Genomic DNA, 13,634 nt, shown 5'->3' with positions numbered 1-13,634 from the left:
CTTCTGCAGAAGGCCGGAACGGCGCTCGAAACTAACGAAACCGCAAACCAATGAGGGGGTCAGTTCTTCAATTCGCCAAGGGGGTCAATTCTTCGCTTCGCTTGACAGTTCCGACGCATTTCCTTCTGGAAACAAGTGCCGGGTTTGCAACAGGTATTTCCGCACACGGAAGTTATCTTACGGTTTACTTCTCTCACGCAGTGGAAGCCGTCGTCCCGGCATCCTCGGATGGTATGTCCGCAAAGTGCTTCGTTCATACACTAGCAGGATAACGCGCGTCTGCCAAAAGGGCTTGATGAGCCCTTCCCGGACCCTTCTCGGCGATAGTCCCTACATAATGCCATGTTCGGCTATTTCCGCCACAGAAGCCCGCTGACAGGCGTGGAGTAACTCGAAGGCTGTTGCTCGCCGCTAGCCGAACTTCGCCTCCGGCGGCCTCGGATTGTGATAATAAAACACGCTTGCAAATTATCATTTTCTCCTGCAGTTCTTGTTTGTACAAGCGACTGCGAACGGACCGTCCAACATGGTAAAAACATTCGACGGCGTACGGCCGCCCCCAAGCCGGCTCATCGGCTACGCCCGCGTCTCGAGCGAGGATCAGGTCCACGACGCACAGATGGAGGAACTGCGCGCCGCAGGCTGTCATCGGATCTACGAGGAACATGGCTCCGGCGCATCGCAGGCGCGACCGGTGCTGACAAGGCTGCTTGGCGAACTCACCGCCGGGGACGTGCTCGTAATTGTTCGTCTTGATCGCCTGGCGCGCTCGATAGGCCATCTGATGACAGTGCTCGAGGATCTAGAGAGCCGCGGCGTCTATTTCCGGTCGATCGGCGATCCGATCGATACCGCAGCGCCTCAGGGCAGGTTTTCCCTCCAGGTGCTCGCCGCGGTGGCGCAGCTCGAACGCGCGCTGGTCTCCGAACGGACCAAAGCCGGCATAAAGGCGGCAAAGTCGCGGGGCAAGCGTCCTGGGAACCCCGGCCTGCGAGAGCGGCGCCCGGAAGCGATCAGGGCCGTCTCGCAGGCGAGACAAAAACTTTACCTCGACGAACTGACGGCATCCGCGCAAACATGGCTGCCAGTCGTGCGGCAACTTCGGCCCCAGCACAGCTGGGACAATGTCGTACAGGTACTCAGTCGCCGCGGCCAGGACTGGAGTGTGGAACGCCTGCGTCGCGCCGTGCATCGCATGGTTGGCGAAAAACTGGCAGAACAGGAACTCCTGGCGCGCGCTCCCCGCCGGCCTGCAGAGGACCGTCTGATGAAGTTGGTCGCGGCGATTGCGATCGCTGACCCGGATCTCTCGCTTCGAAAGATCGCAGCGCAGCTCGATCAGATGGGGGAGCGCCCAGCTCGCGGTGGCCAGAAATGGCAGCCGTCCTCGGTTCGCCATTTGCTCGACGAAGCCCATCGGTTCGGCCTCATGCCGCGCTGAAGGCAGCCTCATCGATCGACCTGTTGCACTCGCTTCTCAGGGAACGAGCGCAAGGGCGGGCTCGTGTTGTTTCTCATGTCCCGCAGGCTTGGAACCTGAAGCATGCCTGGCAGTTAGAAACCCCTGTCTCGCAGGAGGATCGTCGATGCATGTTCGCGAAATGATCGAAAACCACCCTAATGTCCACGGCCGATCGGCAGACGCTCTGCTCAGGTGCATCCAAGAATGCTACGCCTGCGCTCAGGCTTGCACGAGCTGCGCGGATGCCTGCCTTGCAGAACCATCCCCGGCCGGACTTGCCCAATGCATACGCCTCAACCTCGATTGCGGCGATATCTGCGCGACGACCGGCATGATCGCATCTCGGATGACCGGCTCCAATATGGAGGTCGTCCACAAGCTCATCGATACCTGCGCCGAGGCATGTCACGCCTGCGAGAGCGAATGCAACGAACATGGCGAAATGCATCGACACTGCCGGATCTGCGCACAGGCATGCAGGCACTGCTACGAAGCCTGCTTATCCGCCCTGCCGCTTGCGCATTGAGTTTCGGTCCAGCTGCAATTGAAAACGGAAAATTATAAGCGTTCAGCTGCGCGTCCGATCTTGGGCGCAGGCAGGCCGGATCGAGCTTATCGGATTTGCATGCCGTTTGAGCCGATCATTGAGAGGCCCCGCGCGTCGCCTGCCTTCGGGAAGCGCCGCCGTCCTCAAGCCTGCAGGATCTTTGCCCTGTCAGCCCGGCGCTCGGTCTCAGTTCGACGCCAATGTGCTTGCCTCATTCCCGTTTGAACCTGCCGTCGAGGCCACGACCTGCCGCGTCGGCGGCACACAGGCTCTACGCGGCCCGTCATAGGGCTGGTAGCTGTTGTCCTCGGCGCGATAGGACTGGTAGCGGGCGGCACACCATGCCGCCGCGGCGCTATCTGCACCATTCGATACCGCCCCGGTCGCGACAACCGTGCCTGAAGAAGCGGCAAAGGGCGACATACAGGTCTTCATCTGTCCGCTATAGGCCCGGTAACTGTTGGTGGCGGCATCAAAAGAGCGGTAATGGCCGGCGCACCAGTTGAGATGCTCCGCCGAAAGCGTCGGCGCCGTTGCCTCGGGTTCCTGGGGGAGCGTCGCCTTCGCGCGAGACGCCACCGCGACCTTCGGCGCGTCGGTGACATAGCTGGAATAGACGGCGGGGATGCGCTCGTAATTCTGGTGGGCAATGTCGACACGAACCGGTTTGGTTGTCCAGAGATCGGGTTGCGAGAGGCTTTCGAACGTGTGAGTCTCGGAATTGGCCAGCACAACGGAGGCGAGCGAGCCGGCTGCAATGCATATGCCGATAGAGCTCGCAATGCCGAACGCGGCGGAAGCGATGGCCTTCATGATCCAATATCCTGCTTGTTTGGAAGGAGATGGACGCGGCGCAAGCCGCGTCCTGGCGCCAGATCAGTTGATGACCTGAATGACCTTGCGGGAAGACGGTTCGACGATGACGCGTTCGTCGTTCACGATCGCATAGGCGTATTTCGGGTTTTCGGGCACTGGCGTCACGACCACCGTTTCGGGCAGCGCCTGGCCGACAACAACCTTCTCCTTGACGACGACTCGCGTGGACGGGGCCGGCGCTTCCTGGACATAGGTGACGACCTTCTGCGGCGGCGGGTCGATCGCGGTACCGACGATTGCACCGGCCACGCCGCCGACGGCTGCGCCGACCGGACCGCCGACGATCGCGCCGGTGACCGCACCGCCTGCTGCCCCATTGACGGTAGACGACTGGGCGAAGGCTGCGCCCGACATGAGGGCAGCCGACACGGCCGCACCGATCATGATCTTATGAAACATCTTATCCTCCTTTGACTGATACCGGTCTGGCGACCGTGGTCAAAGAACGGGCCAATGCTCACCCTGTTCCACGTATCGGACTTTAGTCCGGGGTGAAAATCGCTGCTTTGCCTATCAACCCAAATATCTGCCTTGCCTGCTCTTGCAGTCACTTGCACTGACGGCCCGCTTCTTCGCCGGCTTTGCGGCCGCACGCAAAGCGGCATACCGAGAAAAGATTGACAAGCCAGAGGCTTGGTCAGGGAAAGGTCTATTTCTGACGACCAGACAAGACGGCGCTGCAAGCGGGCACCTGAGTAAACGCTGCGCAACCCCTCTGCGTCCCATGAAGCGTTGAGCCATGGCAACGACCCGCCTGCGCCATCCCCCCTCCGCTGGTTATGGCTTGCAGACGGGCCCAACCTGCGACAGGTCCGGTTGAACAGGGCGTGTTTGGTTGCTAGGCTGCCTCAAGCAACGAGCAGCCAAGGGTACCGTCATGCCGACTGGCACAGTAAAGTTTTTCAATGCCGACAAGGGGTTTGGCTTCATTACCCCGGAAACGGGCGGACCGGATATCTTCGTCCATGTGACCGCCTTGCTATCGGGAAACCTCCTCAAGGAAGGCCAGAATGTCTCCTATGAGGTTGGGCAGGATCGCAGGACCGGCAAGTCCAAGGCCGAAAACGTCAGATTGCTGTAACGCATCCCTCAAGGACGTTTTCGGAGCGCCCTGTCGTTGGCGCGCTCCGCCCACACAATCGCCGCCAATCGGCCAGCCGCTCAAGAGCGGCTTGTCAATGCTTGGTCGCGCCGGTCGTCGTTCGCGTTGTTTTTTCCGGCGGCTTTGTCATCGTTGCGCTCTGGGCGCCTGCTTTTGACGTTCCCGCCTGTTTGGCCTTGCCGGATACGTTCGGAACCGCTGCCTTCTTCGTCGCTTTCTTCCTGACCGCCTGACCGCTCGTCGCAGCGCCTGCGGCAATTTCCTCAAACGCCTGCAGCCAATGTTTCATGTCCTCCCCGTGCGGCCGACCCTCCTGCTCCCAGATTTCATAGGCCCGTTGTCTGATACGATCTTCATTCGCTGCCATGCGTCTTCTCCTCGGTAAACTCTTTTCGAACGACGTAAATGGCGCGATCAGACATGACGACAACGGTATGGTCGTGTTTTTGGTGATGGCGCGACTTCGAAGCCCAATGCAGCTTCGCAATGGCAGATCCGCCTTTCTCTCTGGCCCGCCGCCAACGGCCTGTTTCCTTCACCTAAGGAGGAGCGCGAACGTCATGTGTTCTTGGGGGAACGCGTCTTCTCGAGAGGAAGGCGCAGCTTGGAACCCGAAGCCCCCGGTCCGCATTATCAGCCAACTTCACGGGGATATTTTATGGATCACGAGACACTTCTGGCAACGACCTTCGCCTTCGCCTCCTTTGCTCTCGTCTGGTGGCAGATCAAATTCTGAAACGACTTTCCCAAGAACCGGCCAAAGCCGGCGCCCGCGCCAACCCAGGCCCTGGCGGGCATGTCGTCTATTGTCCTCGGCCCAGTTGCCGCTTGCCCGCCGTTTGTGCGTAAAAGCGTCGTCCGCCTCGCCTGCGGCTTCATGATCTGCCAGTCATTGAGTTGAAGCGCTGCATCCGGCCTTACGCGGGGCAACAACCGCGCTCATCAGGCGCTGGCGTGAGATGCAAGTGCGTTCATAGAATGCGATTGCCGATCTTATCGCGCAAAAAGCTCGCACGCCTGAAAGGTAGGAGAGCCTGCCTCGGGCCTAACCCGCGTCCCGTTCCTGCCGGTATTGTGCATAGAGGCTCTCCAGTCTCTCCTGCACGAATTCGTCGAAACCGGGCGCCACCTTGTTGTCGAAGACAAAGGTGGCGGTTGTCGGCGTGCGTTTGAACTTCACTGGAAGATCAGCGATCTGTGCGGCCGAACTCGCCTTCAGGGCAGCTTGCTTTGCCGTTGCGAAGGCAAATGCTCGCTGAAACCGGTCATCGCTCGACAATTGGCCAATGTTGTCCGCGGACAACATCTCGATAAGCGCATCGATGTCGACCTTTTCCAGATGCTCACCAAACTGCATCCATCGGCGGCGACCGATCGCCGGCGCAGAGCCGATTGCGGTGATCAGAGCAATCGGGACCTGGCGTGTGACAGCGCGCATTTTGGCCAGCGCCGCCCTGTCTATATTGAGAGCTGCGGTGATCACGGCCCCGCCGAAGCTCTTCTCCTCCAGCCGATGGGCGAAAAGAGCGCGCTCGATATAGGACAGATCGGCGCGCGCATTGTTCTCCTGGCCCTGGCTGACGACGAGCTGCTCGTCGGTCAAGGCGCGCACGACTGCCTTGATCTTGATCTTGAGCGCCTTGGCCGCTGCCAGGCGCCGGTGACCGAAGGCGACCTGATAGCGGCCCTTGGCCTGCGGGTGCGGCCGCACCAGGATCGGAACCTGCTGTCCGTGTTCCCGGATCTGCTCCGTCAGCTGCGCAAGCTCCGCCGCGTCGATATCGAGGCGGTCGGCGACAAAGGAGGCATCAATCAAGGCCGTATCGATTTCGACGATTGTGCGACCCTCGGCGAGCTGGCGCTCCAGATCGTTGGCCCGCTCGACCTTTTCGGTGATGCTGCCAAGCGTCTTGGTAATCCCCCCGACGAGGCCCGCACTCCTTGTCTGCGGGATGAAGCCGGCGATCGGCCGGCTGTCGCGCGCTGGCGACACTGACGGATCGGGCCGGGCTTCGTTCGCGTTCGAGATTTCGATGAGATTTTTGCGCGCCATTGAGCTATCTCCTGCCCCAGGTAGAACGGATATGCGCCTCGACCTCGCCGTTGACGAGGTTCATCGATTCCAGGGCGCGGTCGTAGGTTCCTCGAATAAACTGTGCCCGATCGACCTCATAAAGCGTTTGCTTGGTGACGCCGGCGTCCGAGATTGCGGTGGATTTCAACATCGCGTTCTGCAGCATGCGGTTGCCGAAGATCGCCCGCATGAAACCGGTCATCTGGCTCTGCGGTCCGTCATTGGGTTCAAAGCGGGTCACGAGGTAACGCATCCAGTCATAGCTCGTGCGCCCGCCCGCCCGCTCGACGACCGACATCAGTTCGCTTGTCATCGTCAGGAACTGCGACATCGACATGACGTCAAGCATCTGCGGGTGCACGGTGATCAGCACGGAGGTCGCAGCACAGAGCGCCGACATCGTGAGAAAGCCGAGCTGCGGCGGGCAATCGATGACGACAATATCGTAAAGACTTTCGATATCGGTCAGCGCCTGACCGATCCGGGCAAAGAACAGGGATTCGGCAGTACCACCCGCCATGGCCTTCGGTGTCTCATGTTCGAACTCCATGAGTTCGAGATTGCCGGGAATGATGTGAAGGTTCGGCGTATAGGTCGAGCGCACCACTTCCGAGATCGATACCGGGCTCTCGTAGCGGATGGCGCCGTAAATCGTTTCTCCCTCGCCGACGTCGAGTTCCGGCTGGTGGCCGAAGAGCGCCGATAGCGACGCCTGCGGGTCGAGATCGATGGCAAGCACGCGGTAGCCGCGCAGTGCCAGATATTGGGCGAGATGCGCTGAGGTCGTCGTCTTGCCGGATCCGCCCTTGAAATTCATGACGGAGACGACCTGCAGTTTTTCAGCGCCACGTCGCACCGGTACATATTTCGGCGTACCGTTGCGTTCGTCGAGTGCCTGACGGATGCGGTTCATGTCTTCGGCGCCATACTGCCGCCGGCCGTTGGCAAGGGGGTCCGGTCCGTGGCCCTCCTTGGCGATCTGGCGGAGATAACCCTCGCCGATGCCGATGAAGCCGGCGGCTTCCGTGGGGGAAAACAGCCGCATCGTCTTTCGAGACAGCGGCGGGAAAATTTTCGCCTGGTGCTGCTGGAGCTGATAGGCGAGCTCCTGAGCATCCGCTGCCAAAAGCGACGGAAGGTGCTCTTGATCGTCTTTCAGAACTGGATTCGCTAGCATCGTGGTTTCCAATCGAACTGCGCAATTTTCGATAATGAGAGGCCAACTGCGCAGTTATATTATCGCCCGATTCGTTACAGTTTCACAAACCCTTAACCACGCGCCTATCCACAGGGACCTGTGACAGGCACCTTACCTGGCGATTGCCGCTGCATTGACCCCGCAGCTGCAGCGCATAGCGGCGGGCATCTTCCAGCCCATGCCGGATTCGAACAGTGTCGGACGCGTTGTCCGCGCTGGATCGACGGCATGTGGATGCGCATGGGCGATCATCCTCACCAACAAGGGGCGGCGGAAATCTTCGATCAGCGCGGTACAATGTTGTCCGCGGACAACGTTGCGAGCGTCATTTTCCAGCCAGGATCAGAGCAGCGGAGAGGATCGACTAAGACTTCCGATCCGATCCGGCGGAGGTGAAGCCGGGAAAATGGGTTCCGCAACGGTCGACGCCGTCCGGTTCGTGCATCCTTGCACATCCCATCGCCACCCGCCGGCGCAATGCGTGAAAGGTCAGGCCCGCACCATGCCGCCTGATCAGCGCCTGTCGGTCGAAAGCGCCGTGACGATTGCAGATGAGACAGGCGACCGTGATGGAAGGCTGCCGGACGAGGCGCAGCGTCAGCTCATCGGTGGCATATGTCGATATTTTTTTTCGGTCCATCCATTGTCCGTAGTTGGCTGCGTTCGTTGATTTTTTATCCTACCGGCAATGTGGACAGCGCATCCTGTCGAAATCCCGTTCGAGACCATGCGCGTTGACTCACATTCCAATTAGGAACAAATAAAGAACATATCTGCTTTTCTGCACTCTGCAAACCTTGATGAAGACCGGACATGGCTCGCCCAAATGCAAACCCTGTGATTTCTGAGCTTCGGGCGCGCATTCAGCACCTTGATGGAATGGCTGYCCGTCCCAAGAACGTCCTTCCCTTCGGCGTCAGCGAGATCGACGAAACGCTACCAGGTGGCGGACTTGCCTATGGTGCAATCCATGAAATTGCCGGCGGTGGGGCCGGCGCCGTCAATGGGGCTGCAGCCGCGCTTTTTGCCGCCGGCATCGCTGCCCGCACGCGCGGCATCGTCGTCTGGTGTCTGGCGCGAGCGGACCTTTTTGCTCCTGCGCTGGCGCAGACCGGTCTGCATCCGGACCGGGTCATCTATGTCGAGGCAATCCGCGAAGACTATGTGCTTGAAGCCTGCGAGGAGGCCCTGCGCTTCGGCGGGCTTGGCGCCGTCGTCGCCGAGACGGCGCGCCTGCCTATGGTCGCGTCGCGGCGCCTTCAGCTGGCGGCCGAAGCCTCCGGTGCGCTCGGCCTCATCATCCGGCGCTGGCGCCGTCCGGCCGAGGCCGGCGAGTTCGGGCGCCCGACGGCTGCCGTCTCGCGCTGGCGCATATGCGTCCTGCCGTCGGAGCCGCTTCCGGTTCCCGGCATCGGCAGGACGCGCTGGCATGTCGAGCTGATCCGGATCAAGGCCGGCGAAAGTGCAGAATTCATCCTCGAGGCATGTGATGGTCAGGGTCGTCTCCGTATTTCTTCCGACGCTGCCGACGGATCGCGTCAGACGCGCCGATCCGTCCATTCCCGCTGAGGCGCCGCTCGTCGTCGTCGCCCGCAGCGGTTCGAAGCGGTGGCTGTCGGCCGTCGATGCCAACGCCAAAAGGCTCGGCCTGCGAAGCGGCATGCCGGCGGCCAAGGCCCAGGCGCTGGTGCAGGGTCTCGTCATGGTCGATGCCGATCCTTGCGCTGATCGAGCTGCTCTGGAGCGCATCACCCGTTGGGCGCTCTCTCAATATTCGCCAATCGTTGCGGTCGACCCGCCTGACGGCATCGTCATGGATACCGAAGGGGCCGACCACCTGCAGGGCGGGGAAGGGCCGATGCTGTCACGCCTCGTCAACAGCTTCCGCGCCAAGGGCCTGCCCGCGCGCGCCGTCGTTGCCGACAGCTGGGGAGCGGCCCACGCATTGGCGCGCACGATCGCGCAAGAGACACGGGTGGTTGCCAAAGGCAAGACGGCCGAGGCCGTCATCGATCTGCCGATCTCATCGCTTCGTCTCGACAGGGAGATCATCACCGGCCTGCGCGTGCTTGGGTTTGGCACCGTCGGCGAGCTTGCCGCAACGCCAAGGGCACCGTTGACGCAGCGCTTCGGGCCGGAAATCGTCCGCAGGCTCGACCAGATGTTTGGCGGGCTGGCAGAACCTATCGACCCGCTTCGCGCGCCCGAATGGGTCGAAGTGTCCAGGTCCTTCGCAGAACCGATCGGTGCGCCGGAGACGATCGCCAAATATATCGCCGTTCTGGTGCGCAGGCTCTGTCATGGTCTTCAGGAAAAGGGTCTTGGCGTACGCCGCGCCGATCTCATCGTCCACCGGGTCGACAACAGCGTCCAGGCGCTGCGAGCCGGTACCGCCAAGCCAGTGCGCGACGTTGCCTGGCTGACGAAGCTTCTTCACGACCGGATCGAGCGCATCGAGCCGGGCTTCGGCATCGAAAAGCTCTCGCTTGCCGCGACGCTCGTCGAGCCGCTGGAAGACCGGCAGATCGCCTCCAACCTGATCGATGATGACAAGGTCGACATCGCCGCCTTCGTCGATATTCTCGGCAATCGCGGAAAATTTCGGATCTACCGGCTGGCACCGGTAGCAAGCGATGTTGCCGAACGATCGCTGAAAGCCATCTCGGCGGTCGCAGAAGAGCAGGGGCAGAACTGGCCGCTGATCTGGCCGCGTCCGGTCCGGTTGCTCGATCGCCCGGAAATGATCGAGGTCATGGCCCTCATGCCGGATCATCCTCCCGTCTGGTTTACCTGGCGTGGCAAGCGCTACCGTGTCAAACAGGCCGACGGGCCTGAGCGCATCTTCGGAGAATGGTGGCAGCGATCGTCCGAATGGCTCGCCGTGCGCGACTATTTCACGGTCGCCGACGAAAATGGCGAACGCTACTGGATCTATCGCGCCGGCGACGGTGTCGATCCCGAGACCGGATCGCATCGCTGGTTCCTGCACGGAACCTTCTCATGACCTATTGCGAGCTGCAGGTCACGACGCATTTTTCCTTCCTGCGAGGCGCCTCCTCGCCCGACGAACTGTTTGCGCGGGCCAAGGCGATGGGCATGGCGGCGCTTGGCATAACCGACCGGAATTCGCTGGCAGGGATCGTTCGGGCGCTGGAGGCATCGCGCGCCACAGGACTTCGCCTCGTCGTCGGCTGCCGTCTCGATCTGAGCGAGGGCATGTCGATCCTGGCCTATCCGACCAACCGCGCTGCCTATCAGCGGCTGACGCGATTGCTGACGCTGGGAAAGAGCAGGGGCGGGAAAGCCAAGTGCATCCTGAGCCTCGACGACGTCTCCCTCTACGCAGAAGGGCTGATCGGCATTCTGGTGCCGGATCTTGCCGACGAGACCTGCGCCGTCCGGCTGAGAAAAATGGCCGAGATATTCCAGGACCGGGCCTATGTGTCTCTCAGTCTCCGCCGCCGGCCGAACGACCAGTTGCGCCTGCACGAGATTTCCGCCATGGCGGCCCGCTACAAGGTCCGCACCGTCGTCACCAATGACGTGCTGTTCCATGAACCGTCCCGCCGTCAGCTGCAGGACGTGGTAACCTGCATCCGCAATCGCACGACGATCGACGATGTCGGCTTCGAGCGCGAGCGCCATGCCGACCGTTACCTGAAGCCGCCGGAGGAAATGCAGCGACTATTCGGGCGTTACCCTCAAGCACTTGCCCGCACCGCGGAGATCGTCGCGCGCTGCACCTTCTCGATGGAGGAACTGACCTATCAATACCCGCAGGAGGCAATCGTTGCCGGTATGGATGCCCAGCAATCGCTGGAGCATTATGTCCGGCAATATATTCCGACACGCTATCCCGAAGGATTGCCGCAAAAGGTGCTGCGGTCGATCCGCCACGAGCTCGATCTCATCAGGGAGATGCGCTACGCGCCGTATTTCCTGACGGTCTTTTCGATCGTGCGCTACGCCCGCAGCCAGAATATCCTCTGCCAGGGGAGGGGGTCGGCCGCCAACAGCGCCATCTGCTACATCCTCGGCATCACCAGCATCGATCCCGATACAAACGATCTGTTGTTCGAGCGCTTTGTCAGCAAGGAGCGTGACGAGCCGCCCGACATAGACGTCGACTTCGAGCACGAGCGGCGCGAGGAGGTCATCCAGTGGATCTATAAGACCTACGGGCATCACAAGGCGGCACTCTGCGCTACGGTCACGCGCTACCGCACGAAGGGCGCCATCCGCGACGTCGGCAAGGCGCTCGGTCTGCCTGAAGACCTGATCAAGGCGCTGTCGTCGGGCGTCTGGGCCTGGAGCGAGGTGGTCGGCGAAAAGCAGGTCAGGGAGCTCAACCTCAATCCGGAGGATCGCCGCCTTGCCTTGACCCTCCAGCTTGCACAGCAGCTGATGGGCGCGCCACGCCATCTCGGCCAGCATCCCGGTGGCTTCGTGCTCACCCATGACCGGCTCGACGATCTCGTCCCGATCGAACCGGCCTCGATGGTCGACCGGCAGGTAATCGAATGGGACAAGGACGATGTCGAGGCGTTGAAATTCATGAAGGTCGATGTTCTGGCACTCGGCATGCTGACCTGCATGGCCAAGAGCTTCGCCTTCCTGCGCGAGGCAAAGAACATCGACCTTGACCTTGCCGATATCCCTCAGGAAGATCCGGCGACCTATGCCATGATCCAGAAGGCGGACACGCTTGGAACCTTCCAGATCGAGAGCCGGGCGCAGATGTCGATGCTGCCGCGCCTGAAGCCGGAAACCTTCTACGATCTCGTCATCCAGGTGGCGATCGTCCGCCCCGGCCCGATCCAGGGCGACATGGTCCATCCCTATCTGAGACGGCGGGAGGGCAAGGAAAAACCGGATTACCCGACACCGGAACTCGAAACGGTCCTGCGCAAGACGCTTGGCGTGCCGCTCTTCCAGGAAAGCGCCATGAAGGTCGCCATGGTCTGCGCCGGCTTTACCGGCGGTGAGGCCGACCAGCTCAGAAAAAGCATGGCGACCTTCAAGTTCACCGGCGGCGTCAGCCGCTTCAAGGACAAGCTGATATCCGGCATGATCGGCAACGGCTATAGCCCCGAATTTGCCGAAAAGACCTTTGGCCAGCTCGAAGGCTTCGGTTCCTATGGCTTTCCTGAAAGCCATGCCGCCAGTTTTGCATTGATCGCATATGCCTCGAACTGGATGAAATGCCATCATCCCGATATTTTCTGCGCCGCACTGCTGAACAGCCAGCCGATGGGCTTTTACGCGCCGGCGCAGATCGTGCGCGATGCGCGCCAGCACGGCATTACCGTGATGCCCGTCTGCGTCAACCGCTCGCGATGGGATTGCACGCTGGAACCGATTGATGGGCGAAACGATCGGTTTGCGGTTCGGCTCGGCATGCGCATGGTCCGCGGCCTGGCGACGGCGGATGCGGCCCGGATCGTGGCCGCGCGCGCCGATCAGCCCTTCGAGAACGTCGACGACATGTGGCGGCGCGCCGGCATCCCGGCTGCCTCGCTGGTCGAGCTCGCCGAGGCGGACGCCTTCGGGCCGTCGCTCGGACTGGAGCGCCGTGACGCGCTCTGGGCGATCAAGGCGCTGAGAGACGAACCGCTGCCGCTGTTTGCCGCTGCAGGAATTCGCGAGACGAGGACCGTTGCCGAGCAACAGGAGCCGGATGTCGAACTGCGGCAGATGACGCAGGGCCATAATGTGGTCCTGGACTACGGGCATACCGGACTGACGCTTCGCGCTCATCCCGTCACATTCCTTCGCCAGGACCTTGCGAAGCGTTGCATCGTCACCTGCGCAGAGGCAATGTCGGGGCGGGACGGCCGCTGGCTGATGGCGGCGGGACTGGTGCTGGTGCGCCAGCGGCCCGGATCGGCAAAGGGCGTCATCTTCCTGACGATCGAGGATGAGACGGGCGTTGCCAATGTTGTCATCTGGCCGACGCTCTTCGAGCGGACGCGACCGATTGCGCTCGGCGCCTCGATGATGGCGATCAACGGACGTATCCAGCGGGAGGGCGACGTCGTCCATCTCGTCGCCCAGCAGCTTTTTGACCTCTCTGCCGGTTTGAACGGCCTTGCCGATCGGGATCTCGAATTCCGACCGGCAACGGGCAGGGGAGACGAATTTGCGCATGGTTCGCCCGGACGACCCGATACGCGCGAACCGCCGGCAACTGCAATCAAGGCACGCGACATCTTCATCCCGGATCTGCATATCGACAGCCTGAAGGTCAAAAGCCGAAACTTCCACTGAGGTCGGGATTTGTCGCCCGGTTGCCCGCAAGGGCAGGAACATGCGCCGGCCCCACGCTATTGACGCCGTCACGATCCGGGACATGTCCACAATCTCGTCCCAACGGAG

13 protein-coding genes are annotated in these 13,634 nt (G+C 61.5%); 7 read left to right on the top strand and 6 right to left on the bottom strand.

Going from position 1 to position 13,634, the window contains the following annotated elements; genetic code table 11:
• Nucleotides 1-526 precede the first annotated feature (526 nt).
• Both AC1DF8_RS22640 and AC1DF8_RS22635 read left to right on the top strand, forming a co-directional pair.
• A complete protein-coding gene (locus AC1DF8_RS22640) occupies nucleotides 527-1,441 on the top strand; it encodes a recombinase family protein (protein ID WP_478155084.1) in 915 nt (304 codons plus the stop codon).
• Nucleotides 1,442-1,586: 145 nt separating this feature from the next.
• On the top strand, nucleotides 1,587-1,988 hold the full coding sequence (locus AC1DF8_RS22635; RefSeq protein WP_478155083.1) for a four-helix bundle copper-binding protein: 402 nt from the start codon (nucleotides 1,587-1,589) through the stop codon (nucleotides 1,986-1,988).
• A 207-nt stretch (nucleotides 1,989-2,195) separates the two neighbouring features.
• Here the strand turns inward: AC1DF8_RS22635 and AC1DF8_RS22630 are convergent, their stop codons facing one another.
• On the bottom strand, nucleotides 2,196-2,822 hold the full coding sequence (locus AC1DF8_RS22630) for a BA14K family protein (protein ID WP_113207835.1): 627 nt from the start codon (nucleotides 2,820-2,822) through the stop codon (nucleotides 2,196-2,198).
• A 63-nt stretch (nucleotides 2,823-2,885) separates the two neighbouring features.
• Nucleotides 2,886-3,284, bottom strand: coding sequence for a DUF1236 domain-containing protein (locus AC1DF8_RS22625; RefSeq protein WP_112543709.1), 399 nt, complete (start codon nucleotides 3,282-3,284; stop codon nucleotides 2,886-2,888).
• A gap of 478 nt (nucleotides 3,285-3,762) precedes the next feature.
• Between AC1DF8_RS22625 and AC1DF8_RS22620 the strand changes: the two genes are divergently transcribed.
• Nucleotides 3,763-3,966, top strand: a complete 204-nt coding sequence (locus AC1DF8_RS22620; protein WP_112543710.1) for a cold-shock protein — start codon at nucleotides 3,763-3,765, stop codon at nucleotides 3,964-3,966.
• Nucleotides 3,967-4,060: 94 nt separating this feature from the next.
• Here the strand turns inward: AC1DF8_RS22620 and AC1DF8_RS22615 are convergent, their stop codons facing one another.
• Complete coding sequence (locus tag AC1DF8_RS22615) at nucleotides 4,061-4,354, bottom strand: DUF2934 domain-containing protein (protein WP_113207836.1); 294 nt, start codon at nucleotides 4,352-4,354, stop codon at nucleotides 4,061-4,063.
• 237 nt (nucleotides 4,355-4,591) lie between these two features.
• Here AC1DF8_RS22615 and AC1DF8_RS22610 point away from each other — a divergent pair, with 237 nt between their 5' ends.
• Nucleotides 4,592-4,723 carry a hypothetical protein gene (locus tag AC1DF8_RS22610; RefSeq protein WP_478155080.1) on the top strand — a complete coding sequence of 44 codons (132 nt, stop codon included), beginning with the start codon at nucleotides 4,592-4,594 and terminating at the stop codon, nucleotides 4,721-4,723.
• 309 nt (nucleotides 4,724-5,032) lie between these two features.
• Here AC1DF8_RS22610 and repB read toward each other — a convergent pair whose 3' ends face one another.
• The 3 genes from repB to AC1DF8_RS22595 form a co-directional block, all read right to left on the bottom strand.
• Nucleotides 5,033-6,040: a plasmid partitioning protein RepB gene (gene repB / locus AC1DF8_RS22605; RefSeq protein ID WP_113207838.1), complete on the bottom strand. Its 1,008-nt coding sequence runs from the start codon at nucleotides 6,038-6,040 to the stop codon at nucleotides 5,033-5,035.
• A gap of 4 nt (nucleotides 6,041-6,044) precedes the next feature.
• Nucleotides 6,045-7,238: a plasmid partitioning protein RepA gene (repA, locus tag AC1DF8_RS22600; protein WP_112543714.1), complete on the bottom strand. Its 1,194-nt coding sequence runs from the start codon at nucleotides 7,236-7,238 to the stop codon at nucleotides 6,045-6,047.
• A 385-nt stretch (nucleotides 7,239-7,623) separates the two neighbouring features.
• Nucleotides 7,624-7,899 (bottom strand): hypothetical protein, encoded by a 276-nt coding sequence (locus AC1DF8_RS22595; protein WP_113207839.1) that lies wholly within the window; start codon nucleotides 7,897-7,899, stop codon nucleotides 7,624-7,626.
• Between the two features lie 173 nt (nucleotides 7,900-8,072).
• Here AC1DF8_RS22595 and AC1DF8_RS22590 point away from each other — a divergent pair, with 173 nt between their 5' ends.
• From AC1DF8_RS22590 to AC1DF8_RS22580, 3 genes are read left to right on the top strand one after another with little or no spacing between them, the layout of a single operon-like run.
• Complete coding sequence (locus tag AC1DF8_RS22590; protein WP_478155077.1) at nucleotides 8,073-8,828, top strand: ImuA family protein; 756 nt, start codon at nucleotides 8,073-8,075, stop codon at nucleotides 8,826-8,828.
• The gene (locus AC1DF8_RS22585; protein ID WP_478155075.1) at nucleotides 8,749-10,263 is read left to right on the top strand and encodes a DUF6504 family protein; all 1,515 of its coding nucleotides are present in this window, start codon (nucleotides 8,749-8,751) and stop codon (nucleotides 10,261-10,263) included. The genes AC1DF8_RS22590 and AC1DF8_RS22585 overlap by 80 nt, the downstream gene beginning before the upstream one ends.
• Nucleotides 10,260-13,526: an error-prone DNA polymerase gene (locus tag AC1DF8_RS22580; RefSeq protein WP_478155073.1), complete on the top strand. Its 3,267-nt coding sequence runs from the start codon at nucleotides 10,260-10,262 to the stop codon at nucleotides 13,524-13,526. Before AC1DF8_RS22585 ends, AC1DF8_RS22580 begins: the two co-directional genes overlap by 4 nt.
• Nucleotides 13,527-13,634: the final 108 nt, after the last annotated feature.

This window comes from Rhizobium sp. 05N49 (genome assembly GCF_056396805.1).
Note: the sequence above shows the minus strand (reverse complement) of the source record. Positions and strands in the feature narration are given on the sequence as shown.